Raw genomic sequence first — 22555 nt, 5'->3', positions numbered from 1 at the left:
TTATTTACTCCGATTAAGTTCGTGCCATTGGATTAAAACTTCTTCAAACAATAACTGTTTATTTATTTGGGTATCCAGTCGTTGCCTATCTGACAATAATAAATCATATAATTTATAAAGCCCTTTTAATTCTAGTCGCTGGGACAGTTCTTGTATCTGCTCATTCAAGTCTGGATTATATAAATTTGCAACCTGGGCATGATAAAAACACTTAATCAAATCGATAACCCAGGACGTCATCCAGAATATTAACGCCGATGCCGGTAGCTTGTGCCAAGCTTCGGCGATAATAACCGGAGATTTAAGCTGTTTTGCTATCGCCATCCACGCATCGAAACATTCATTACGCAAGGTTAAGGTTTGATCATTGGCATATTCCAGTGCCAGTAAAGGCGCACCCTGCGCTAAAGAGACATTGCGGTACAAATCCCCCCTTTGCAAAAGGGGAGCTGGGGGGGATTTGTTCAGCAATATGTCTGCCAGCCACTTAACCGCGACTTCCTTATCCGGGTTGACTAGCGCCAGTTTCTGGCAACGACTGATAATAGTTGCAGGCAATTTGGCCGGTTTTTCGGTAATTAATATAATACTGGTGCGCTCGGTCGGCTCTTCAAGGCATTTCAAAAAGGCATTAGCCGCTGCATTATTCATCTTGTCGGCTGGATTGACAATAACAACCCGCTGAGTCTCAAACTGGGGCTTTAAGGTTAAGCGGCTAATCAGGCTGCGTATCTGCCCGATACCAATGCCCTTACCCGGCTCCTCGGGCTGTATCCGGATAAAGTCGGGATGTGTCTCGGCATTCACCAGCAAACAACTACTGCAATGCCCGCAAGCTGTGCCATTAGTCTGCGGTGTTGCACAAAGCAAGGCAACGGCGAACTGAGTAGCTAATTGCTGCTTGCCCAGCCCTTTATTGCCGGTAATGAGTAAGGCCTGAGGAATACGTTTTTGCGCTATATAACTGCACAGATGCTCCCACTGATGCTGTTGCCAGGGTAATAACCGGTTTGGAACAGTCATTTTACGCCGTCGTGCCTTGGAGAAGCCGGACAATTCAAGGCGCACAACCCGAGCAAAACACGAATGACATCGGTAATGGCTCTTTGCACATCGGCTAACGGTTGATTGGCTTTTATAAGTTTGATGCGCTCCGGGTGCAATCCAGCCTGCAATAAATAGGCGCGCCTGACATTTTCAAAAAAACTGATTTTTTCTGACTCAAAACGATCAAGCGCTCCGCGTTCTCTGACCCGCGCTATGCCTATTTCAACCGGCGCATCCAGTAACAGGGTTAAATCGGGTCTTAATGTGCCTTGCGCCAGATTTTCCAGCCATGCTATGGTGCTGATTTTCATGTTCCGGCCTCCGCCCTGATAGGCGTAGGTGGCATCGGTAAACCGATCGCAAAGCACCCATTTTCCATGCGCCAAAGCCGGCTCGATCACATGTTTGATATGCTGGGCTCTTGCCGCAAACATCATCAATAATTCGGCCTGTTCTGAAATGGCCTCGCTGTCGTTATCCAGCAATAATTGACGTATTTTTTCGGCCAACTCAGTTCCACCGGGTTCACGCGTAACCACAACAGAAATATCATGTTGTTGTAAGTAATCTTTTATAAAAGCCATATTGGTGGTTTTACCTACCCCCTCCCCGCCTTCCAGAGTAATAAACTTCCCTCGGATCATTTTTTGTTCCTTTGAAATTTATCAACGGCAGAGTTATGGTCTTTTAAGGTCGCTGAAAACACATGCGTACCATCACCACGAGCTACGAAATAAAGGCTGTCGTCCTTCGCAGGATGCAAGACCGCATGAAGCGCCTCTCGTCCCGGCATCGCAATCGGCGTTGGCGGTAAACCGCTAATAACATAGGTATTGTACGGTGTGGCTGCGATTAAATCTTTCGCTTTAATATTCCCCTGATAACTTTCTCCCATCCCGTAAATAACGGTAGGATCGGTTTGCAACAACATTTTTTGTTCCAGCCTACGGATAAATACACCGGCGATTAAGGGTCTTTCAGCAGCGACCCCGGTTTCCTTTTCTACAATCGAAGCAAGAATCAGTGCTTCATAAGGCGTTTTAAATGGTAGGCCTTGTTCTTTATTGAGCCATGCTTGTTGCAACACCCGCTGCATTTTGTCATAGGCTCTTTTTAATAAAGACACATCGGGCGTGTGTTTTTCGAAAAAATAAGTGTCCGGAAAAATCAAGCCTTCAAGCGATTGAATGGGCATTTGTCTTTGTGCGGATAAATCCGCCCCTACAATTTTGCTCATTACATCTTTAAAATCGATACTGCTTAAGGTATGCTCGATATTGGGATTTTTCTCAATGTCGAGCAAGATTTCCTTAAAACTCCAGCCTTCCGGAAAAGTAATAGCATGCTGCTTGGTTTTTCCCTGAACGAATAAGGCTATTATTTCGGGCAAAGTTAACCCGGAAGTCAGCTCATACTCGCCTGCTTTAAGTTTTTTGAGTGCATTTTCCTGCAAGGCAATGACTTTAAACCAAAAGGGTTTAACAGCCAATTTCTGGCCTACAAGCTTGTCGATAATACGGTTAAGCGAGTCGCCTTTTGCAATTTCTATATAAACCGTTTCGCCGACCAGCACCGGTTTACTTACCGCACTCTGGTAGTCCATCCATAGCCAGCCGCCTACAAAACTTAAGGTCAGCAAGACAAAACCAATAATCTTATTGTTCATTGTTGAATGTCTCCACGGGTAAACCTGCTCAGCTGGATTTGAATACGCTTGGCTATCGGACCGACTGAAAAATGCGTCGTTTCGATCTGCTTGATAGGCCAGATACCAATAATTGAATTACAGACGAATACTTCCTCAGCCGATAACAGCTCGTCGCTGGTAAACCTATGTTCAACGACGGGAAAACCTTGTTCAACTGAAAGCGCCATGATAATGCTGCGCATAATACCGGCAACGCCTGATTGGTCGAGTGCTGCGGTATAAAGGCTGTTATTTTTAATGTAGAACAGATTCGTCATTGTTCCCTCAATAACATGATCATTGATATCCAGCATCAGCCCTTCCTGAATCGCTGCGTCAGTCCATTCTGCTCTCGCCATAACCTGTTCAAGCCGGTTCAAATGCTTAATGCCCGCTAAGGTAGGGTTCAAGCCTAATCGAGTCGTGCAGAAACGCGCGACTATCCCCTGCTCTGAATAGTTTGCCGGGTAGTCGGGGTAAGGATGGAGACTTAATACGCGAGTAGCTTGAATGACATCAGGTTGACGATAACCACGTCCGCCTGAGCCACGCGTGACTATAATTTTAAGCACAGCCCGGTTGGAAGACATACTGCGGCAAAGTTTTTCAGCTTCAAGGCTAATTAATTCTACACCGGGAAAAGGGATATAAAGCCGAAGACAACCTGAATTTAACCGGTCTAAATGCTGCTGAAGAAAAACAACATGTCCGTCTCTTACTTCAATGGTTTCGAATAATCCATCGCCGTATTGAAAACCGCGATCTGCTATGTCGATATGCTTCTTGCTTTCACCATTGATGAGGATCATTTTTTCAGCCTGACAGTACCCATGCAGAATAGGTGACATTATGGCAAAGGCGGGCAAAAAAGCACTGCCCACCCGACAACGCTAATTACTCGTAGCGTTTAAAAATCAACGAACCGTTAGTACCGCCAAAACCAAAGGAATTTGACATGGCTACATCGATTTTCATATTTCTTGCGATATTCGGCACAAAATCCAGATCACATTCAGGATCCTGATTTTCCAGGTTAATGGTCGGCGGAGCGATTTGATTTTTGATGCTTAAGGCAGTCAATACCGTTTCAATACCGCCTGCTGCACCCAATAAATGACCGATCATAGATTTTGTTGAGCTGACTGCCACTTTATAGGCGTGAGCGCCCAATGCGGCTTTCATTGCATGGGTTTCGCCCACATCACCGGCTGGCGTTGATGTGCCATGCGCATTGATGTAATCAACAGCATCGGCATTTACACCGGCATCACGCAGCGCATTTCTCATGCAACGCGCAGCGCCTTCGCCACCGGCTGAAGGTGTGGTCATGTGATAAGCGTCACCGCTCATGCCATAGCCTACCAATTCAGCGTAAATTTTTGCGCCGCGCGCTTTTGCATGTTCCAGTTCTTCAAGAACGACAACGCCAGCGCCATCGCTTAACACAAAGCCGTCACGGTCTTTATCCCAGGGACGACTGGCGGCTTGCGGGTCATCATTGCGGCGTGACAGGGCTTTTGCCGAAGCAAAGCCACCCATAGCTGTCGGTGATGTCGTGCAGCGTTCAGCGCCACCTGCAATCATCACATCGGCATCGCCATATTTAATTAAACGTGCCGCATCGCCAATGTTATGTGTGCCCGTAGAACAGGCGGTAACAATGGCAAAATTTGGACCTTTTAACCCGTATTTGATTGAAAGGTTACCTGAAATCATATTGATAATGTTACCTGGAACAAAGAACGGCGAAATACGTCTCGGGCCACTTTTATCATAGGTTGCATAGCATTCTTCAATACCGGTAATACCACCGATACCCGATCCGATAGCTACGCCGATGCGTTCGGCATTCGCTTCGGTGACTTCAATACCTGAATCTTCAATCGCCTGACAACCCGCTGCAATACCATAATGGATAAAACCATCCATGCGCTTGGCATCTTTTTCGGGGATATATTGGCTAATATCAAAATTTCTTATAACGCCGCCAAAGGTGGTGGCAAAAGAAGAAATATCGAAAGAATCAATTGGGCTTATGCCGCTTTTACCATTAATAATACCATCCCATGTTTCTGAGACCGTGTTAGCTAAAGGCGTGATTGCGCCTAATCCAGTTATGACAACTCGGCGTTTGCTCAATGTGATTTACCGTAAAGAAAAATAAAGGCGGGAATAAAGGCTTAGGTAGGTCGATAGTGCAACGTAACACTGCAATCGAAGTACTACTTGGGCTACGCTCCGTTCGGCAATTTCTCTTGCATTGCTCTATCCCCTATCCTTGGGGGTCGTAACCCAACCTACAAAAATCAGTTTTTAAGAAGCGTTTTTTACTACGTAATCGATAGCTTGCTGAACAGTTGTGATCTTCTCAGCTTCATCATCTGGAATTTCGCATTCGAATTCTTCTTCAAGAGCCATAACGAGTTCAACCGTATCAAGAGAATCAGCACCAAGATCATCTACGAATGAAGCATCGGTCGCGATATCTTCTTTAACACCCAATTGTTCTGCAACAATCTTTTTTACTCGTTCTTCAATGTTACTCATAGTTATTATCCTCTAACAATGTAAGTTCATCAGCGTCTAATCTGAGACCTACAATAGTATTGTTATTAATTTTATTTGAAATCCCGTCTCCGGAAATTCCAGACGGCGGGGGAATTATACTTTATATTGCAATAATGTCACAATAATAAGGCATGAACATAAAGTTACGACCTATAGGCGACATCTCTTACGGCATGAACATGCCGCCATTGACATGGATATTTTCACCGGTGATATAGGCTGCACCATCAGAAGCCAGGAATGAAACTGCATGCGCGATCTCTTCTGCCTTGCCCAAACGAGACAACGGAATAGATGACAACAAGGCATTTTTAATATCATCACCCAGTTCCTTGGTCATATCGGTATCGATAAATCCAGGCGATACTGTATTGATGGTGATATTGCGTGAACCCACTTCTTTGGCCATGGATTTGGCAAAGCCAACCATTCCGGCTTTTGCTGCGGCGTAATTTGCCTGCCCGGCATTGCCGGTTGCACCGACAACCGATGAAATATTGATAATACGACCTGTTTTGGCTTTCATCATGCCTCGCAGTACTGCTTTGCTCATACGAAAAACCGAAGTCAGGTTGGTGTTGATAATATCATCCCACTCTTCATCCTTCATGCGCATCAACAAATTATCACGGGTGATGCCGGCATTATTAACCAGTACCGCAGGCGCCCCAAATTCGTCATTAACCATTTTCATGACTTCTGCAATAGATTCCGGATTAGCGACATCAAGCTTCAAGCCTTTGCCCCGCTCACCCAGATAGACGGAAATTGAATCAGCGCCGTTATCGGTGGTGGCAGTACCAATAACAAAAAAACCATCCTGAGCCAATCTGGCTGCGATTGCTCGACCGATACCGCGACTGGCACCCGTCACTAAAGCTATTTTTTTAGCCATTGAGTTGCTCCAATACTATATTGAATGATTCCGAATCATAAATGGATCTATGCTCGGCATCCTTGGCGATACGTTTATTCAATCCGATTAATACCTTGCCGGGACCACATTCAACAAAACAGGTAACGCCCTGATCATGCATAAACTTGATACTGTCAGCCCAACGCACAGGCTTATAGAGTTGTTCTTTTAATGCGTTACGGATGACTTCAGGGGCGCTGTGCGATGCGACATCCACATTATGAATCAGCGTCATTTTTGGCGTATCAATAACCGTATTCTGTAATTGTTGATCCAGCTTTTTAGCCGCCGACTCCATTAATGCACAATGCGAAGGCACGCTGACCGGCAACAGTACGACTTTTTTGGCTCCCGCCTCTTTTGCCGCAAGCATCGCTCGTTCAACCGCAGCAACGTTACCTGCAATAACCACCTGCCCCGGCGAATTGAAGTTGACTGCTGAAACTATTTCGCCCTCAGCCGCATCGATGCAAACCTTAACAACCTGATGATCTTCAAGGCCCAAAATTGCCGCCATCGCGCCGACACCGGCAGGCACTGCTTCCTGCATCAAACGCCCTCTTGCAGCAACCAGTCTTATGCCATCTTCAAACGACATAGCCTCCGAACAAACCAAGGCGGTATATTCTCCCAGGCTATGTCCGGCCATCCACGCAGGACGAACACTACCGTGCTTACACCAAAGCTCCCAAACGGCCACACCGGCAGCCAGCATTGCAGGCTGGGTATTATGCGTTTGATTAAGTTCTTCCTCTGAACCCTCAGAAACAATTGACCATAGATCTTTGCCCAGCACATCAGATGCCCGTTCAAAAGTATGTTTCACCTCAGGATAGCTTGCCGCCAAATCAGTTAACATGCCGACAGATTGCGAACCCTGACCGGGAAAAACAAAAGCTAAATTATAAGTTTGGTTATTCATTTCAATACGCTTTTAGTATTTAATTAATGCAGAACCCCAAGTGAATCCCGCCCCAAATGCCTCAAGCAACACGACGTGTCCGCGCTGAATACGACCATCTCGAACACCTTCATTGAGAGCGAGCAGCACCGATGCAGATGAAGTATTACCCTGATTCTCAAGAGTCAAAATAACATGATCCATAGACATTTTTAATTTTTTTGCGGTCGCAGCAATAATCCGCGTGTTCGCCTGATGAGGAACCAGCCAGTCAACATCGGACTGCAGCATATTATTTGCAGCCAAGGTTTCATCGACTATCCGACCCAGCGTGTTAACGGCCACCTTAAACACTTCGTTGCCACGCATATTAATGTAGCCGGCTTCATCTTTATTGGCCTCGGTAGCCGCCTGTGGGTTTGGACAATACAGCAGATCTTCATACTCACCGTCAGAATGAATATGCGTCGATAAGATACCGGCTTCATCCGATGCACTCAGCAATACAGCCCCGGCACCATCACCGAATAAAATACAAGTCCCCCGATCTGTCCAGTCGACAACCCGCGAACAGATTTCAGAACCGACCACAAGAACCTTCTTGGCTGCGCCCGATTTTATATATTGATCGGCAATACTCAACGCAAAAATTGATCCTGAGCAGGCGGCCTGCACATCAAAAGCGACGCAGTTTTTAATGCCCAAACGCCGCTGCAATAAACAGCCGGTACTAGGGTAAACACGATCAGGCGTTCCGGTTGCAACGATGATCAAATCAATGTCTTCGGGATCACATGCGGCAGCTTCTATAGCCTGTCTTGCCGCGATTTCAGCCATGCTTGAGGCTGTTTCATCAGCACCTGCAATGCGACGACTTTTAATACCGGTTCGTTCAAAAATCCAGCTATCGGAGGTATCAACAGTTTGTGATATTTGTTCATTGGTGCGAACTTCTTCCGGCAAATAACCGCCGGTACCGATTACTTTTGAATAACGAGTCATGCATTCTCTCTCAGGGCCAAAGTTCTTTCGACTTGTTCGCTTATTTTTCTGATAACGTCTTTTTTTACTTCAATTTCAGCAAGATGAATAGCTGTTTTAAACGCCAGCACATCAGCGCCGCCATGACTCTTAATCACCAACCCGCGCAACCCTAAAAAACTTGCACCGTTGTATAAGCGCGGATCGATACGCTTTTTAAAGGATTTAAGCACCGGATAGGCCAGCAATCCCGCCAATTTGGTAACGATGTTTTTGCCAAAAGCCTCTTTTAACGCAGTGCCTATCATTTTTGCCGCACCTTCAATGGCTTTAAGTGCGACATTGCCAACAAAACCGTCAGCAACAATCAAATCAACCTGGATATGACCTGCATTTAAAGAATTGCCTTCCACATAACCTATATAGTTTAACGATGAATTTTCCAGTAATTTTGCAGCCGCTTTAACCTGCTCATTACCTTTCATGTCTTCTTCACCGATATTTAACAAGCCCACCCTGGGGTTATCAATATTTTCAACCGCCTTAACCAGTTCCGCACCCATTACCGCAAATTGAAAAAGGTGTTCTGCGGTGCAATCCACATTTGCTCCCAAATCAAGCATATGGGTATGCCCGTTAATTGACGGCAACGTGGAAATAATGGCTGGGCGATCAATACCGGGGATCATTTTAAGCACAAACCGGGCAGTCGCCATTAAAGCTCCGGTATTACCGGCACTAACGCAGGCATCTGCACGCCCGTCATGAACCAGGTTGATAGCAACCCGCATTGACGAATCTTTTTTATTTTTTAGCGCTTTGGCCGGAGACTCATCCATTTCAACGCGTTGGGATGCGTGCTGAATGGTAAGCCTATCTTGATAAGTAATTAATGCCTGAGCTAACTGTTGTTTGAGAACAGTTTCGTCACCCACTAAAATCAGTTTTAAGTCTGGATTGTTCTTTAAACAATCCAATGATGCCGGAATGGTAACTTCAGGACCGTAATCCCCGCCCATTGCATCAATCGAAATTGTTAGGCTCACGCTTACGGATGACTCCTGAGTTATTATAAAGAAGCCGAAGCTGATGGTCTATAACCTGATCAACTTCGGCATATCTCATGCTACAAGGCGAGAAGATTGATTAATCTTCGCTGCCATTACTTACAATTTGACGACCCTTAAAGAAGCCGTCTGGAGTCATGTGATGACGAATATGAGTTTCACCCGTCATTGGATCCTGAGATAAGGTTCTACCTGTTAACGCATCGTGTGAACGACGTTGACCACGTCTTGAACGCGATACTTTACTTTTTTGTACGGCCATTATAAATCTCCAGTGTTTTTAAATTTGGCTAAGATGGAAAAAGGGTTTTTGGTGGGTGACTGCGGCTCATTGAGGGCAAAATCCGCCTCTTTATTACCAGACTTATCAGCGAGACAATTGTGCGAGTGCTTGGGGAATGCAGGCAAAATAAGCAATAATTCGTCTTCGACAATATTTTTTAAAGGCATCTTACCCTCAACGACTAACAGCGGCTCATAATCCTCGGGCAATCTGTCTGCTTGATCTATTGAAGTAACAATACCTAACTTAACGGTATGCTTGACAGGCCACTGCACTGCCTGCAGGCAATTTTGGCATTCAAGCTCCAGAACCGCTTCCATGTGCCCCTCAATTTTGGCCAACCTTCCTTCCCGACCAAAAAAAAGATCCACAGTCACAGCTCCCGTATCGTCAAACAGCAAACCTGCCAAACGATCCAAGCTACTTACAGGTATTTGCCCCTTCAATGCACCGCGCTTATCAGCGAGGTGCAAGGGATCTATATATTCAGGTAATCGAGCTAACATAACCGCGTAATGTTATATGGAAACAACAAATTCGTCAAATCTGTGTGCAGTGTTTTTATCATTATCTAACAATAATGGGCTCATTGGCAAGTTCATTGGGGTTATTTGTACCGGGCGGAAAATGCGCTGCCAGCAACAGCGTAATACGCTCGATGCCTTGCATCGAGCCGTGCAAAAAATCACCCCGTTTGAATTCTTTCTGCATAGCCTCGGCTATCGCCTCCCAATCGGCTTGCGCCACACGCCTGGCAATCCCCCGGTCTGCGATAATATGAACCTCCCGATCTGCCAGCAACAGATAAATCAACACACCGCTGTTCTCTTCGGTATCCCAGACCCGTAAATGTGAAAACACCTCTATCGCGCGCTGCCGAGCCGACATGCCACGCCAAACCCTAGCCAATGCCAGCGTATTTTCAACGGCAAAACGAAGCTCACCGCGGTGCTGAAGCTCGGACAGCTGTACTGCGTTTTCTATCTCGGCCAGCACCGCCTTAGGAAACGACACGCGCCAGCGCCATGGCGGCATAAGAGCATGGCGAAACCAACGCTTAATATTTACCATGATCCTGATGCGCCTCCTCCGCCAAAGCCGCCGCCACCGCCACTCCATGAACCTCCACCACCACTCCCGCCAAAGCCGCCTCCGTTAGACAATCCGCGCCCACCCGTTGAACGGACGCCAACAATAAAAAAAATCATTATCCCGACAAATAACGCTACCGAAAAAGCCAATCCCAAAACCAGTACGGCCACGATACCACTACCCAATCCCGCCAGCATGCCGGCCATGACTCGGCCCACCACGGCTGACAGCATAAAACCTGCGATTAAGCCGCCCATCAAAATGAACATGAAAGTCCCCTCACCCAGTCCTTCAGTCGAACTTTCAGACGGCGCAGGCAAATTCTCGCCTTCGATCAGCTTCATTAGCTGCATAACCCCAGCATCAATGCCGCCCGCATAATCACCCGCCTTAAAAAACGGCGTAATGGTCTCGGCAATTACCCGCTTGGCAACCGCATCGGGAATAACCCCCTCCAGGCCGTAGCCGACTTCCAGGCGCAGCTTGCGGTCATCCTTGGCAACGATCAGGATAAGACCATCATCGACACCTTTGCGACCAAGCGCCCATAAGTCAGCGACTTCTATGCCAAATTCGGCTACATCTTTAGGCCCCGTGGTCGGGACGATTAATACCGCAATCTGGCTGCCTTTTTTGGCTTCGAATGCCGCCAGCTTATTTTCCAGCGTAGCGATTTGCTCGGCACTGAGTGTAGAGGTAAGATCGGTGACGCGCTGCGATAATTCGGGAACGCCAACTACGGCCCAGGCCGTTATGCAAAATAACAACAGGGAAAATCCGAGTCCGTAACGGACTCGGGGAAATATCAGAGACAACATATTAATGACTATTCACCGTTGCAGGAGCCCCAAAATCCACTTTGGGCGGAACCGCAATGGCTTGTTCATTTTCTACCGTAAAACTCGGCTTGGTTCGGTAACCGAACATCATCGCAGTCAGGTTGGAAGGGAAAGAGCGCACGGTAATGTTGTATTCCTTGACCGCAGCAATGTAACGATTGCGCGCCACGGTAATGCGATTTTCGGTGCCTTCCAGTTGCGCCTGTAAATCACGGAACAGACCATCGGCTTTCAATTGCGGATAGCTTTCCGCCACCGCCAGCAGCCGTGAAATCGCACTGGTCATTTGCCCCTGAGCGGCGATAAACTTTTGGAACGCCTGCTCATCATTGACCAATTCGGGTGTAGCCTGCAATGCCCCGACTTTGGCGCGAGCTTCGGTAACTTCGACCAGCACATCCTTTTCGTGAGCCGCGTAGCCTTTCACCACATTCACCAGATTAGGCACCAGATCAGCGCGGCGCTGGTACTGATTCAGCACCTCCGCCCATGCAGCTTTAATACCCTCATCACCGGACTGTAGCGTGTTATAACCGCAACCGGACAAAACCATCATCATCAACAAAACAATCAGATGCTTAATCATATCAACCTCGTAGTTTGGATTTAAAATTTATACGGACTGTCCACAAAAGACACGAAAAGCACGAAATCTTTATATTCTTCGTAACTACTCAGCGCCAAAAATAGAACGCGGATGACGCTGAGCACATGATGCGTAAGATTTTTCTTGAAATATCTGCGCTCATCATATCCATCTGCGTTCCATTGTAATTTATGGTGCTGAGTAGTTACTATTTTTCGTGCCTTTCGTGCTTTTCGTGGACGCGCTTAAAAATTAAGCCACCCTGAACCGAATGAAGTAGCGAAAACAAGACTGACTATGGTCATCAGCTTGATCAAGATATTTAAAGACGGGCCGCTGGTGTCTTTAAACGGATCGCCTACGGTGTCGCCCACCACCGCAGCTTTGTGAGAATCGGAACCCTTGCCGCCGTATTGCCCTGTTTCAATCCATTTTTTCGCATTGTCCCAGGCGCCACCCGCATTCGCCATCATCACCGCCAGCAAAAATCCCGAAGACATCGTGCCGACCAGCATACCCGCGAGGGCCTCTTTACCCAAAACATGCCCGACAACCAGCGGCACAACAACCGCCAATGCGCCAGGCAAGATCATTTCACGCAAAGCGCTTTCGGTGCTGATACCGACACAGGCCGCGTAATCAGGCTTTCCTGTGCCGTCCATCAAGCCCGGAATTTCACGAAACTGACGACGCACTTCAACAACAATCTCGTGAGCCGCTTTACCGACAGCCAGCATGGTCAGCGCGGAAAACAGATAAGGCATCATCGCGCCAATCAGGAGTCCCGGCAGTACGGTAGGCCCCAGAATATTCAAATTGTCGATTTTTGCGGCGGTCACATAAGCGGCTAATAGGGCCAGCGCCGTTAACACTGCCGAACCGATCGCAAAACCCTTACCGGTAGCGGCGGTGGTGTTACCCAAACTATCCAGCGCGTCGGTACGCAGCCGCACGTTACTGGGCAGGTGACTCATTTCAGCAATGCCGCCCGCATTATCGGCAACCGGACCGTAAGCATCGGTCGCCAAGGTAACACCCAAGGTGCTAAGCATTCCCACGCCCGCCAAAGCGACCGCATAAAGACCGGCGGCCATAGTGCCGTCGGCCTTATGACCCAGCCATATACTCAACAAGATAGCCGTCGCGACGATCAATACCGGAAATACGGTACTCATCATCCCCACGGCCAAGCCTTGAATAATGGTGGTTGCAGCGCCCGTTTGCGTAGCATAAGCAATGCCTTGCGTGGGTTTTTCCGAGTAGGCCGTGTAATATTCAGTCACATAAGCAATGGCGTTACCTGCCACCAAGCCGACCAGGATAACCAACCCATAATTATAATTGACACCCGAGTAATATATAACAAGCAAAGAAAGCGCCAAAATGAGTACTGAAGCCCCCCAAACCGAACGACGCAACACTTTCAACAACTCATCCAAACTGGGGGTTTTGGCGTCCTTTGTATTTTTTGCGGATTTTAACTTTCTGCCGGTCACCATATAAATACCGAACAAACTGGCAATTACGCCTACTGCGGCAACCAGAAAAGGCAGTCCGATAAAAGCCGGAGATTTTGCACCCAACGCCGCACCCAGAGTAGCCGCAGCAATAATTGAACCCGTATAACTTTCAAACAAGTCGGCACCCATGCCCGCAACGTCACCGACATTATCGCCCACATTATCGGCAATGACGGCGGGATTGCGCGGATCGTCTTCGGGAATGCCTTGCTCGACCTTACCGACCAGGTCAGCACCCACATCGGCGGCTTTGGTGTAAATGCCGCCGCCGACCCTGGCAAACAGCGCAATACTGCTGGCGCCAAAACCAAAACCGGTAATATAGGTCAATTGATTCGGATTGCCGTTAAATATCAAAAACAACGCCGTCATGCCGATCAAACTAAAACTGATCACCGCCATGCCCATAATCGAGCCGCTGCCAAAGGCAACGCGCAAGCCTTCATGCAGGCTTCGACTGGCCGCCGCTGCGGTTCGGACGTTGGCGCGAACCGCCACATACATCCCCAAGTAGCCCGCGCTTGCCGATGCAATCGCACCGACCACAAAACAAAGCGCAGTCTGCCAATGTAAAAACGAAGCAATGACCGTAGCGACAATCGCAACAAAAATCGCTATGACCCGATATTCTCGCGACAAAAAAGCCGCTGACCCTTCCTGAATAGCCTTGGCAATGGCTTGCATGGTTTCATTACCCTGGTCATAGGCAAGAACGCGTCGCAACTCCCGAATCACGAATAAGCTCCCGACTAAGCCCATCAACAATGCAATGAGAACTGATTCAGTTGTTGTAAACATCATAACTTCCTCTCCTTTTTGGTTGGCTTGGTTAAACCAAATGCTATTTTTTTTATTATTGATTTAGCTATCACACAAATATGCACAGCCATGAGCATTAAAAGCGGCATTTTACGCAAGACGCAACTGTTTAAGCTTAGCACAAGCTTCACCGCCACTGATGTCAGGAATTATTCTTAATTCCAGCGCCTTTAATTGATTAAGCCCAACCTCATAATGTTCAATTTCGCAGGTAGTGTTTGGCAGACTAAAGTGATATTGCTGACGCAAAATCTCCCGGTAAGCATCCTCATTGTCCATCAGCCAAAGCAGCACAAATTCTTGAGTGCGTGACTGTTGACGTTCCTCGAACATAAGAACAATATGCTCGATAGTCCGGGGTTGATCGAAAATAATACGAATGACTTGCTCACCGGAAATTGCCGCCTGCCATCCTGATGCCGAATCCGCCGTCAATAACAAGGCCGATTCAACCGGATGTTCCCGACGTTCCGAGGTAAACTCTACTTGGGCAAGATGCTCCAGATCCAGAAAATCCAGATCGGAAGACGGGGGGGGTTCAGCGGACTGATTGATTATTATTTTACGCATTTTTGCTCACCTGTTGCAGTGTGTAGCGCCGACAACTGGCGCTAACCTATATCAAAAAACAATGTTTGCCGGTTTTTTCGCGTCAACTTTTTCACCTTCGGTTTGCAATAAACCATAACTGCAAACGATCAAATAAAAAGGCCTTGCCTCATCCAGCATCGCCTGCCGATCGCCGCTGTCGAATTGATGCGTATTCAAGGTAGGCGCTAAAATCAGCGCCAACGGCTGCACAGTTTTACCCAGTCCCATGTCATCGTCCAGACGCACCATCCATTGATAACCTTCAACTTGATAATCGCGCAATTCGCCTTGCAACGTTGATGGCAGTTTGGGATTTAAATCGCCTGTTTCGTTAAGGCGACGCAACTGATATTAAACTGCATCGTCCACAGCAGACACTTTAGAAGCGCGAGCTACCGTGCAAATACTCGCCCAATTCAGTCTTCTTTTTTAACGAGATACAGCTCTTCAACCTGCGTTCTCGCCCACGGTGTCTTTCTTAAAAACGTCAAACTCGATTTGATGCTTGGGTCGTTATTGAAACATCTGATATCAATTATCCTACCCAGTTCGGCCCAGCCATACTCGGCTACCAGCTCTTCCAGCAGCCTTTCCAAGGTAACGCCATGCAATGGGTTTTCCGGTTGTTTATCACTCATAAGTTAATCTTCATGCTCATAGCGGCGGCGTATCGCCTCGTCTCTGGCATCATCAATTTCACGCATGATGCTGCCAACGTCAGCCGCTTTGTTGTTAGACTTAAATCGGCCGGTCAATTCGACTTGTGGCGTCAAATCACCGCTCTCATAGAGTTTCCAGATCTCTTTGCCATACTCGGTAGTCAGCAACTCTGGAGCAAAACGGCCAAAATAATCGGCCAAATTGTCTACATCGCGTTCCAGCATCCTGGCTGCATTATTGTTCGCCGCCGCATCCACTGCCTGGGGCAGATCAATGATAACCGGGCCGTTGGCGTCAACCAGGATGTTGTATTCGGAAAGATCGCCATGCACCAGTCCGGCACAGAGCATTCTGACCACTTCCTTAATCAGCAAGCCATGATATTCAAGCGCTTGCTCACGACCCAACTCAAGATCGTTAAGTCTGGGTGCGGCGCTGCCCTGTTCGTCGGTGACCAACTCCATCAACAACACGCCCTCGACAAAGTTGTAGGGCTGAGGAACGCGCACACCGGCGGCTGCAAGCCGGTATAGCGCATCAACTTCGGCATTTTGCCACACCTGCTCCTGCTGCTGCCGACCAAACCGGCTGTTCTTCTCCATAGCGCGCGCTTGGCGGCTATTTCGCACCTTACGTCCTTCCTGATACTGAGCCTGCTTGTGGAAACCGCGTTGGTTAACATCTTTATAGACTTTAGCACAACGGATCTCCCCTTCAGACAATACCACGTAGACAGCTGCCTCTTTGCCGCTTTTTAGCGGACGAAGAACCTCGTCAACGAGGCCATCCCGTACTAGCGGTTCAATACTTTTTGGAGTTTTCATAGCCGCCCTTACACACTGCCCTGATAAAAATTAAAAACATTAGCGACCTTTTTCTTCGACATAGACTTTGATCCGGTAATTCTTTCGTTGATATTTTACTTTATTTACAACGCTTCGGTAGAGACTAATTTTCCAGCTGCAAGGTCGCTGCATTACAACCAGGACAACGCGCCCTCCCCTGCAACTCGCCCGCTGGCAAAACAGGCGGTTAATAAATAACCGCCGGTCGGCGCTTCCCAGTCCAACATTTCACCGGCACAGAATACACCCGGCATGGCACGTATCATTAACTGCGGGTCGAGTGCATCAAAGGCAATGCCGCCCGCAGTGCTGATGGCCTCGTCAATAGGCCTTGGCGCCACCAGTTTAACCGGCAATGCCTTGATGGCTTCGCAAAGGCGAACCGGATTATCAAAATCTTCTTTCAATAAAAGCTCTCTCAACAAGCCTGCCTTTACGCCATCAATACCGATTCGCTTGCGCAGATGATTAGCCATGGTGTGCTTACCGCGCGGCGCTGAGATTCTGTCGATCAGATAGTGTTTATCCTTGCCGGGGGCCAGATCCAGATAAACCGTCGCCGTTCCAGTTGCCGCAAGCTGTTCGCGCAACAACGCAGACATCTTATAAATCAAGCTGCCTTCAACACCGTCTGCAGTCACGATCAGTTCGCCCGGCTGGCAAAATTCAACGTCTGCCGAAGGACTAAAAGAAGCCAGCACCGACTTCAACGGCTGTCCGGCAAAACGGCTGCGAAAAAATTCACTCCACTCCACGTCAAAGCCGCAGTTTGAAGGCTGTAACGGTTCAACCGCAACCCCTTGTTGAGCCAGCAACGGCACCCACGCACCGGTAGAACCCAGCCGCGCCCAACTACCGCCGCCCAAAGCCAGCACCACTGCATCGACGCTGACTTTTTTTTCACCTTCCGGCGTTAAAAAACGCAGCAAGCCATCATCCCAACCCAGCCATTGATGGCGCATATGAAAGCTCACGTCGTCTGCACGCAATCGATGCAACCATGCCCGCAATAATGGCGCAGCCTTCATATCGACTGGAAATACCTTGCCTGACGAACCGACGAAAGTCTCAACACCTAAAGCCTGCAGCCATGCCCGTAAAGCCTCAGAGCCAAAGGCATTCAGCAGCGGCTTGATATGTGCTTTACCAGAGCCGTAGCGGGACAGGAATTGGTCGAAAGGCTCGGAATGGGTAATATTCATTCCGCCTTTTCCAGCCATCAGGAATTTTCGACCTAGGGAAGGCATAGCATCGTATAGATTGACCTTTACACCCGCTTGACTTAAGACTTCCGCAGCCATCAATCCGGCGGGGCCGCCGCCAATAATCGCGACGGTTTTGCGAACTGTTATGTTTATCGGTGCGTTACTGATGGTCTTGCTCTCTACAATTTAGTGATTTATGACTCGAAGTTTCTATTATTTGCAGAGTATCTATATCCCCAACAACAGGCATTATACAATACCGTTCAGTCCCTGAATTCATGAAATGAAACCCGCTACCGACTCAATAATCAAATGTATCCTATTATCCCCAATATTTTTAAAAACATACCCGATCAACTACCGGAAGAACTGATTGAATGTATCTTCAAACAGGATAATATGCATATCGAACGCATTGTATCCAAGGGTCATATTACGCCTGCAGGACAATGGTACGATCAAGATGGCGATGAATGGGTAATGCTGCTTCAGGGACAGGCAACTATCCTTTATGAACAAGACAATCAAAGCCTTCATTTAATAGCCGGTGATTACCTGCTGATTCCGGCACATACAAGGCACCGAGTCGAATGGACGCCGCCCGACCTTAACACTATCTGGTTGGCTGCGCATCTGCATTGATGCCAATCAGTGTTGTTGTCGATTAATCTCATGATAGTAGTAGCTGCTCGTTCCCATCCGCCAATGTAAGGCTTAAAACAGAATGAATGTCCAGGTTACCGCTGCCCAAACCAGTGACATCATAACGGCAGCCGAACCGATGTCTTTAGCGCGGCCCGATAATTCGTGATGTTCAAGACCCACTCTATCAACGACAGCCTCTACCGCCGAATTTAATAACTCAACCAGCATGACTAACACGATACTGCCGATCAACAGCAGTCTTTCAATAGTCGTTTCTCCGAGCCAGATTGCCAGAGGGGTGGTTACCACAAACAGGATAACTTCCTGTCTGAATGCTTCTTCATGCGTCCAGGTTGCTTTAAAACCTGCGACCGAGAAAAAACACGCGTTTATCAATCGTTTAACGCCTTTTGCATTTGGATTTGCCATTGCTGTATTTAAAAATAAAGTGAAAGTTATGGTTTTTTAATCTTGCATCTTTACGTCCTTTAGCGCGACTGATGATGCATGACGCCGTATTTAAGCAGGAATTGCGAACAATGCCTAGATTGTCATCAAAACTTAACCATTCTGTCATTTGATGTTCATAAACTCGACACGAAACTGACACCTTTATTCATTAAGGTATCCACATCTTTATCAGCCATGTGGATACCCATGAAAAAAATAGACGTAGCAATACAGATTAAGCCTGCCAAACGGTTGGAATCTTTTGTTATCGCCAGGGATGGTGTGTATGCCGGAAACCTGCCGGGAGCAGGTTCGGCGGCCGTAAGCCAGTCGGGAACTGGTGCAACGGCAAACTCGGAAGCGCTAATAAAAGAAGCCCAGGCATTGCGTTTCCGTGTGTTTGCCAAGGAAATGGGCGCCAAGCTCAAGACCGAAGCGGAAGGTCTGGATTATGATGAGGTGGATAGTTATTGCGACCATTTGATGGCCTATGACAACGTCAATAACAAAATAGTCGGCTACACCCGTTTGCTTAACCAAGACCAGGCGGAGCGCCTTGGCCGTTTTTATTCTCAAACTGAATTCGATCTGGCTCAGGTATTAACCTTGCCCGGCCGTTTTCTGGAAATAGGCCGAACTTGCGTTGATCCCGATTATCGCGGCAGCGCGGTATTAACAACGCTTTGGTCGGCATTGGTTCAATATGCGCTTGAAGGGCAATTCAATTATTTGCTCGGTTGCGCCAGCATTACTCCCGGCCCCAGCGGCTTTGCCGTCGATGCGGTTTATCGGAATATCGATGCCAAAAATATTGCGCCTTCCTCTATTCAGGTCAAACCCAGCATCCCGGTGCCCGGAGAATTAAGATGCGAACGGGATGAATCGGGCATTCCTCCGTTGCTCAAGGCTTATTTTCGTTTCGGCGCTATGGTCTGCGGCGAACCTTGCTGGGATGAGGATTTTAACTGCATGGATTTATTCGTGTTGTTACCTCTCGACCAATTGCAAGACCGCTACAGCAAACACTACATGAGAGGCTATATCGCCAGGGATGGTGTGTATGCCACAAGCCAGTCGGGAACTGGCGTGGCGATCGCCAGGGATGGTGTGTATGCCGCAAGCCAGTCGGGAACTGGTGTGGCGATCGTCAGGGATGGTGTGTATGCCGCAAACCAATCAGGAACTGACTCGGCAATCGCCAGGGATAGTGTATATACCACTAGCCAGCCGAGAACTGGCGTGGCGCAGTAGGCCGGTAATGAAATCGAAAATACGACTGTACTATAAACTTTTTCTGATCGTCATCCTGTTTATCAATGGACTCATCATAGCTGCCGGTATTTTTCCTATACTAGGTTTTCTAAATTCAGCAAGAGAAGCCAACATCAAACGGGATGCGCTCAAAACCCGCTGGCTGCAATGGTTCAGCGCTATTGTTAACCTGCATATCATCAAAGATGGCGAGCTGCCGGAACAGGGCGCCATCTTGGTCAGCAATCACATTTCCTGGTTGGACATCATTGTCATCGGCCAGTATTTGCCCGCCTGTTTTGTTGCCAAGAGCGACATTTCAAGCTGGCCTGTGATCGGTTATCTGGCCAGACAGGCCGGCACCATTTTTATCCGACGCGGCGATAAGCAGCATATCCGGACTACCGCCGAAAAAATGGTCTGGCTGTTAAAACAAAGCAGCAACATTATTGCCTTTCCCGAAGGAACCACGACCAAGGGCGATGAAGTTCTGCAATTTCATGCCTCTTTATTTCAGCCTGCATTGTTAACCAGGTCGGCTATTCAGCCTGTAGCCCTTCAATATCAAGGTGCAGCCAAAGAACACGCGCCTTTTGTCGGTGAGGATGCCTTTGTGCCGCATTTAATCAAGATGCTGACTCTGGAGAGAATCGAGGTGCGGCTTAGTTTTCTTCCTGTCATTAACAACTCAGGAAAAAACCGCCATGCAGTCAGCCTTGAAACAAGAGATAGAATATGGGAAAAAATTTCAGCAGGTTTACCGGCGGATAATTCAGACCCGCAACGTTTAAAATCATCTCAAGGTTAAATTCATCACCCTGTCACAAGCCTGTTATATGCTTTCAGGAGTTATAACGTTTACCACAGGGTGCAATATGAAAATTTTAAGTCTAATGAAAGTTGCTGATATTTTTACTGTTGGAAATCTGTGCTGCGGCATTGTTTCGATTTTGCTGGCAATTGATGGTTTTTACGATTTAAGCGCATTGCTGCTGTTTTTGGCGGTAGTGTTTGATGTGCTTGACGGGAAAGTAGCCGGTCTATTGCATCAAAAGAATCTTTTCGGCAAACAGATCGACTCCATGTCCGACCTGGTATCCTTTGGCGTTGCTCCCGCCTTGTTGTTTTATGCAATGGGCTCTCCCGGTGTATTAGGTATCGCAGTAGCGTTGTTTTTTGTCGCCTGCGGCATGCTTCGGCTTGCACGCTATAATGTTTCTGAAGGTGCGGGTTTCGAAGGCGTGCCTATTACCGTGAATGGTGTCCTGTTTCCCATACTTTTTCTGCTTTTTGGCAGCTTCCCTCAAAGCCTGAATTATTGGCCACTGGTCTTTTTAATTCAGGGTTTCCTGATGATTTCTACGTTTAAAATAGCGCGGATATTCTGATTTATTGCTGAATCCAGTATGAAAGAAAAACTGTTGTCGCAACCTGTTTTTTCCGGAAACAGGGTTACATTTGTCTCTCGTAGACTATATCCTCTGACTCGGTTTTATGACTGCCATTAAATTCCCTGAACTCGAACAACTTGAACGCATTATTGAACAATTAGGAGATCGGGCCAAAACTGAGGTCATAGAAAAGATTCAATACCGGGATCATGAATTCCCCATTCATTGCATTACCCTGGGATCAACTCAGCCCGATGCGCCGGTATTGGCTTTTTTCGGCGGCGTGCATGGGCTGGAGAAGATCGGTTCTGAAGTGATCCTGTCTTATATGCAAACCATCAGTCAGTTATTGGACTGGGATGAGGAATTTCTGACCCGGCTGGAGAAAACCCGATTGGTGTTTGTGCCCCTCGTCAATCCGGTCGGCGTTTATCTTGGCACGCGTTGCAATGGCAACGGCGTCGATTTGATGCGCAACTCACCGGTCGAAGGCGTAGGTTCTACCCGCATTTACAGCGGTCAGCGCATCACACCTCATCTGCCATGGTATCGCGGCAATCAATTAAAAATGGAAAAGGAAGCGCAAGCTTTGTGCCGCGTTGTCGATCGATATCTGTTCAACTCGCCTTTGTCCATTGCCCTGGATTTACACTCGGGATTCGGCATTCAGGACCGTTTATGGTTTCCCTACGCCTCACGTCTTACCCCCTTTGCTTTTATTGCCGAAACCTTAGCCTTAAAAGAACTGTTTGATCGTTGCTACCAACACCATATCTATAGAATTGAACCGACGTGCCGGGAATATGTGATTAACGGCGACCTGTGGGATTATCTGTTCGATGAGTTTGTACGGCGATTTACAGACGAACGTTTATTTCTGCCGCTGACATTGGAAATGGGTTCATGGCTTTGGCTGCGTAAAAGTCCGATGCATCTCTTCTCTCGGCATGGCTTGTTTCACCCGCTCTTGCCTCACCGGCAGCAACGGATTTTTCGTCGGCATTTCATGTTGTTTGATTTTTTACACCGCAGCCTTTTGTATCCGGAAAAATGGACGCGGCTTAAGCCGCAACAAAAGGCAGCCTATAGTTTCTCAGGTAAATAATTTCCAAGCCACTACAGTAAAATTCACGCAGGGATTGCGAAATCTTCACGCATTTTCTTCATGACACACAAAACTTTACTGGCATCTTGCATATACGTCTTGAAAG

Annotated in this window: 26 protein-coding genes and 1 pseudogene; 5 read left to right on the top strand and 22 right to left on the bottom strand. The window is 47.7% G+C overall.

The window, feature by feature from the left end; genetic code table 11:
• From RW114_RS05535 to RW114_RS05435, 21 genes are all read right to left on the bottom strand, one after another.
• Positions 1-1023, bottom strand: coding sequence for a DNA polymerase III subunit delta' (locus RW114_RS05535; protein ID WP_340121727.1), 1023 nt, complete (start codon positions 1021-1023; stop codon positions 1-3).
• The gene (gene tmk, locus RW114_RS05530; protein ID WP_340121726.1) at positions 1020-1691 is read right to left on the bottom strand and encodes a dTMP kinase; all 672 of its coding nucleotides are present in this window, start codon (positions 1689-1691) and stop codon (positions 1020-1022) included. The genes RW114_RS05535 and tmk overlap by 4 nt, the downstream gene beginning before the upstream one ends.
• Positions 1688-2713 (bottom strand): endolytic transglycosylase MltG, encoded by a 1026-nt coding sequence (mltG, locus tag RW114_RS05525; protein WP_340121725.1) that lies wholly within the window; start codon positions 2711-2713, stop codon positions 1688-1690. The genes tmk and mltG overlap by 4 nt, the downstream gene beginning before the upstream one ends.
• Complete coding sequence (gene pabC / locus RW114_RS05520) at positions 2710-3543, bottom strand: aminodeoxychorismate lyase (RefSeq protein WP_340121724.1); 834 nt, start codon at positions 3541-3543, stop codon at positions 2710-2712. The genes mltG and pabC overlap by 4 nt, the downstream gene beginning before the upstream one ends.
• A gap of 85 nt (positions 3544-3628) precedes the next feature.
• Positions 3629-4873 carry a beta-ketoacyl-ACP synthase II gene (gene fabF, locus RW114_RS05515; protein ID WP_340121723.1) on the bottom strand — a complete coding sequence of 415 codons (1245 nt, stop codon included), beginning with the start codon at positions 4871-4873 and terminating at the stop codon, positions 3629-3631.
• 174 nt (positions 4874-5047) lie between these two features.
• A complete protein-coding gene (gene acpP, locus RW114_RS05510) occupies positions 5048-5281 on the bottom strand; it encodes an acyl carrier protein (protein WP_340121722.1) in 234 nt (77 codons plus the stop codon).
• Positions 5282-5468: 187 nt separating this feature from the next.
• Entirely contained in the window at positions 5469-6197 is a 729-nt protein-coding gene (gene fabG / locus RW114_RS05505) for a 3-oxoacyl-ACP reductase FabG (protein WP_340121721.1), read from the bottom strand.
• Positions 6190-7140, bottom strand: coding sequence for an ACP S-malonyltransferase (fabD, locus tag RW114_RS05500; protein ID WP_340121720.1), 951 nt, complete (start codon positions 7138-7140; stop codon positions 6190-6192). Before fabD ends, fabG begins: the two co-directional genes overlap by 8 nt.
• Positions 7141-7152: 12 nt before the next feature.
• Entirely contained in the window at positions 7153-8121 is a 969-nt protein-coding gene (locus RW114_RS05495) for a beta-ketoacyl-ACP synthase III (protein ID WP_340121719.1), read from the bottom strand.
• Positions 8118-9146, bottom strand: a complete 1029-nt coding sequence (plsX, locus tag RW114_RS05490) for a phosphate acyltransferase PlsX (RefSeq protein ID WP_340121718.1) — start codon at positions 9144-9146, stop codon at positions 8118-8120. Before plsX ends, RW114_RS05495 begins: the two co-directional genes overlap by 4 nt.
• Positions 9147-9246: 100 nt before the next feature.
• Positions 9247-9429, bottom strand: coding sequence for a 50S ribosomal protein L32 (gene rpmF, locus RW114_RS05485; RefSeq protein WP_340121717.1), 183 nt, complete (start codon positions 9427-9429; stop codon positions 9247-9249).
• Positions 9429-9956 carry a YceD family protein gene (locus tag RW114_RS05480; RefSeq protein WP_340121716.1) on the bottom strand — a complete coding sequence of 176 codons (528 nt, stop codon included), beginning with the start codon at positions 9954-9956 and terminating at the stop codon, positions 9429-9431. The genes rpmF and RW114_RS05480 overlap by 1 nt, the downstream gene beginning before the upstream one ends.
• Positions 9957-10017: 61 nt before the next feature.
• Complete coding sequence (locus RW114_RS05475) at positions 10018-10521, bottom strand: TPM domain-containing protein (protein WP_340121715.1); 504 nt, start codon at positions 10519-10521, stop codon at positions 10018-10020.
• Positions 10515-11360 (bottom strand): TPM domain-containing protein, encoded by an 846-nt coding sequence (locus tag RW114_RS05470; protein WP_340121714.1) that lies wholly within the window; start codon positions 11358-11360, stop codon positions 10515-10517. Before RW114_RS05470 ends, RW114_RS05475 begins: the two co-directional genes overlap by 7 nt.
• Position 11361: 1 nt before the next feature.
• Complete coding sequence (locus tag RW114_RS05465) at positions 11362-11967, bottom strand: LemA family protein (protein ID WP_340121713.1); 606 nt, start codon at positions 11965-11967, stop codon at positions 11362-11364.
• 245 nt (positions 11968-12212) lie between these two features.
• Complete coding sequence (locus tag RW114_RS05460) at positions 12213-14288, bottom strand: sodium-translocating pyrophosphatase (RefSeq protein WP_340121712.1); 2076 nt, start codon at positions 14286-14288, stop codon at positions 12213-12215.
• Positions 14289-14396: 108 nt separating this feature from the next.
• Entirely contained in the window at positions 14397-14876 is a 480-nt protein-coding gene (locus RW114_RS05455; protein WP_340121711.1) for an anaphase-promoting complex subunit 10 family protein, read from the bottom strand.
• A gap of 51 nt (positions 14877-14927) precedes the next feature.
• Positions 14928-15242 (bottom strand): DEAD/DEAH box helicase family protein, encoded by a 315-nt coding sequence (locus tag RW114_RS05450; RefSeq protein ID WP_340121710.1) that lies wholly within the window; start codon positions 15240-15242, stop codon positions 14928-14930.
• Between the two features lie 71 nt (positions 15243-15313).
• Complete coding sequence (locus tag RW114_RS05445) at positions 15314-15535, bottom strand: VF530 family protein (RefSeq protein ID WP_340121709.1); 222 nt, start codon at positions 15533-15535, stop codon at positions 15314-15316.
• 3 nt (positions 15536-15538) lie between these two features.
• Positions 15539-16381: a PA4780 family RIO1-like protein kinase gene (locus RW114_RS05440; protein ID WP_340121708.1), complete on the bottom strand. Its 843-nt coding sequence runs from the start codon at positions 16379-16381 to the stop codon at positions 15539-15541.
• Positions 16382-16533: 152 nt separating this feature from the next.
• Positions 16534-17760: a TIGR03862 family flavoprotein gene (locus RW114_RS05435; RefSeq protein WP_340121799.1), complete on the bottom strand. Its 1227-nt coding sequence runs from the start codon at positions 17758-17760 to the stop codon at positions 16534-16536.
• A gap of 159 nt (positions 17761-17919) precedes the next feature.
• Here RW114_RS05435 and RW114_RS05430 point away from each other — a divergent pair, with 159 nt between their 5' ends.
• A complete protein-coding gene (locus RW114_RS05430) occupies positions 17920-18249 on the top strand; it encodes a cupin domain-containing protein (protein WP_340121707.1) in 330 nt (109 codons plus the stop codon).
• Between the two features lie 72 nt (positions 18250-18321).
• Here the strand turns inward: RW114_RS05430 and RW114_RS05425 are convergent, their stop codons facing one another.
• Complete coding sequence (locus tag RW114_RS05425) at positions 18322-18681, bottom strand: diacylglycerol kinase (protein ID WP_340121706.1); 360 nt, start codon at positions 18679-18681, stop codon at positions 18322-18324.
• Between the two features lie 228 nt (positions 18682-18909).
• Here RW114_RS05425 and RW114_RS05420 point away from each other — a divergent pair.
• From RW114_RS05420 to RW114_RS05405, 4 genes and pseudogenes are all read left to right on the top strand, one after another.
• Positions 18910-19755 (top strand): annotated as a pseudogene (locus tag RW114_RS05420) (GNAT family N-acetyltransferase); the annotation flags it as partial.
• Between the two features lie 205 nt (positions 19756-19960).
• Positions 19961-20761: a lysophospholipid acyltransferase family protein gene (locus tag RW114_RS05415; RefSeq protein WP_340121705.1), complete on the top strand. Its 801-nt coding sequence runs from the start codon at positions 19961-19963 to the stop codon at positions 20759-20761.
• A gap of 67 nt (positions 20762-20828) precedes the next feature.
• Positions 20829-21341: a CDP-diacylglycerol--serine O-phosphatidyltransferase gene (gene pssA, locus RW114_RS05410; protein ID WP_340121704.1), complete on the top strand. Its 513-nt coding sequence runs from the start codon at positions 20829-20831 to the stop codon at positions 21339-21341.
• 106 nt (positions 21342-21447) lie between these two features.
• Positions 21448-22449 carry a M14 family zinc carboxypeptidase gene (locus RW114_RS05405; protein WP_340121703.1) on the top strand — a complete coding sequence of 334 codons (1002 nt, stop codon included), beginning with the start codon at positions 21448-21450 and terminating at the stop codon, positions 22447-22449.
• The last annotated feature ends 106 nt before the right edge of the window (positions 22450-22555 follow it).

Source organism: Methylobacter svalbardensis (genome assembly GCF_037671525.1).
Classification (GTDB): domain Bacteria; phylum Pseudomonadota; class Gammaproteobacteria; order Methylococcales; family Methylomonadaceae; genus Methylobacter_A; species Methylobacter_A svalbardensis.
Note: the sequence above shows the minus strand (reverse complement) of the source record. Positions and strands in the feature narration are given on the sequence as shown.

What these genes read in the sequence shown, in the direction of transcription:
- RW114_RS05535 (WP_340121727.1), bottom strand. Translation starts at nt 1,023, where the DNA reads ATGACTGTTCCAAACCGGTTATTACCCTGGCAACAGCATCAGTGGGAG.
- tmk (WP_340121726.1), bottom strand. Translation starts at nt 1,691, where the DNA reads ATGATCCGAGGGAAGTTTATTACTCTGGAAGGCGGGGAGGGGGTAGGT.
- mltG (WP_340121725.1), bottom strand. Translation starts at nt 2,713, where the DNA reads ATGAACAATAAGATTATTGGTTTTGTCTTGCTGACCTTAAGTTTTGTA.
- pabC (WP_340121724.1), bottom strand. Translation starts at nt 3,543, where the DNA reads ATGATCCTCATCAATGGTGAAAGCAAGAAGCATATCGACATAGCAGAT.
- acpP (WP_340121722.1), bottom strand. Translation starts at nt 5,281, where the DNA reads ATGAGTAACATTGAAGAACGAGTAAAAAAGATTGTTGCAGAACAATTG.
- fabG (WP_340121721.1), bottom strand. Translation starts at nt 6,197, where the DNA reads ATGGCTAAAAAAATAGCTTTAGTGACGGGTGCCAGTCGCGGTATCGGT.
- fabD (WP_340121720.1), bottom strand. Translation starts at nt 7,140, where the DNA reads ATGAATAACCAAACTTATAATTTAGCTTTTGTTTTTCCCGGTCAGGGT.
- RW114_RS05495 (WP_340121719.1), bottom strand. Translation starts at nt 8,121, where the DNA reads ATGACTCGTTATTCAAAAGTAATCGGTACCGGCGGTTATTTGCCGGAA.
- rpmF (WP_340121717.1), bottom strand. Translation starts at nt 9,429, where the DNA reads ATGGCCGTACAAAAAAGTAAAGTATCGCGTTCAAGACGTGGTCAACGT.
- RW114_RS05480 (WP_340121716.1), bottom strand. Translation starts at nt 9,956, where the DNA reads ATGTTAGCTCGATTACCTGAATATATAGATCCCTTGCACCTCGCTGAT.
- RW114_RS05475 (WP_340121715.1), bottom strand. Translation starts at nt 10,521, where the DNA reads ATGGTAAATATTAAGCGTTGGTTTCGCCATGCTCTTATGCCGCCATGG.
- RW114_RS05470 (WP_340121714.1), bottom strand. Translation starts at nt 11,360, where the DNA reads ATGTTGTCTCTGATATTTCCCCGAGTCCGTTACGGACTCGGATTTTCC.
- RW114_RS05465 (WP_340121713.1), bottom strand. Translation starts at nt 11,967, where the DNA reads ATGATTAAGCATCTGATTGTTTTGTTGATGATGATGGTTTTGTCCGGT.
- RW114_RS05460 (WP_340121712.1), bottom strand. Translation starts at nt 14,288, where the DNA reads ATGATGTTTACAACAACTGAATCAGTTCTCATTGCATTGTTGATGGGC.
- RW114_RS05455 (WP_340121711.1), bottom strand. Translation starts at nt 14,876, where the DNA reads ATGCGTAAAATAATAATCAATCAGTCCGCTGAACCCCCCCCGTCTTCC.
- RW114_RS05445 (WP_340121709.1), bottom strand. Translation starts at nt 15,535, where the DNA reads ATGAGTGATAAACAACCGGAAAACCCATTGCATGGCGTTACCTTGGAA.
- RW114_RS05440 (WP_340121708.1), bottom strand. Translation starts at nt 16,381, where the DNA reads ATGAAAACTCCAAAAAGTATTGAACCGCTAGTACGGGATGGCCTCGTT.
- RW114_RS05430 (WP_340121707.1), top strand. Translation starts at nt 17,920, where the DNA reads ATGTATCCTATTATCCCCAATATTTTTAAAAACATACCCGATCAACTA.
- RW114_RS05425 (WP_340121706.1), bottom strand. Translation starts at nt 18,681, where the DNA reads ATGGCAAATCCAAATGCAAAAGGCGTTAAACGATTGATAAACGCGTGT.
- RW114_RS05415 (WP_340121705.1), top strand. Translation starts at nt 19,961, where the DNA reads ATGAAATCGAAAATACGACTGTACTATAAACTTTTTCTGATCGTCATC.
- pssA (WP_340121704.1), top strand. Translation starts at nt 20,829, where the DNA reads ATGAAAATTTTAAGTCTAATGAAAGTTGCTGATATTTTTACTGTTGGA.
- RW114_RS05405 (WP_340121703.1), top strand. Translation starts at nt 21,448, where the DNA reads ATGACTGCCATTAAATTCCCTGAACTCGAACAACTTGAACGCATTATT.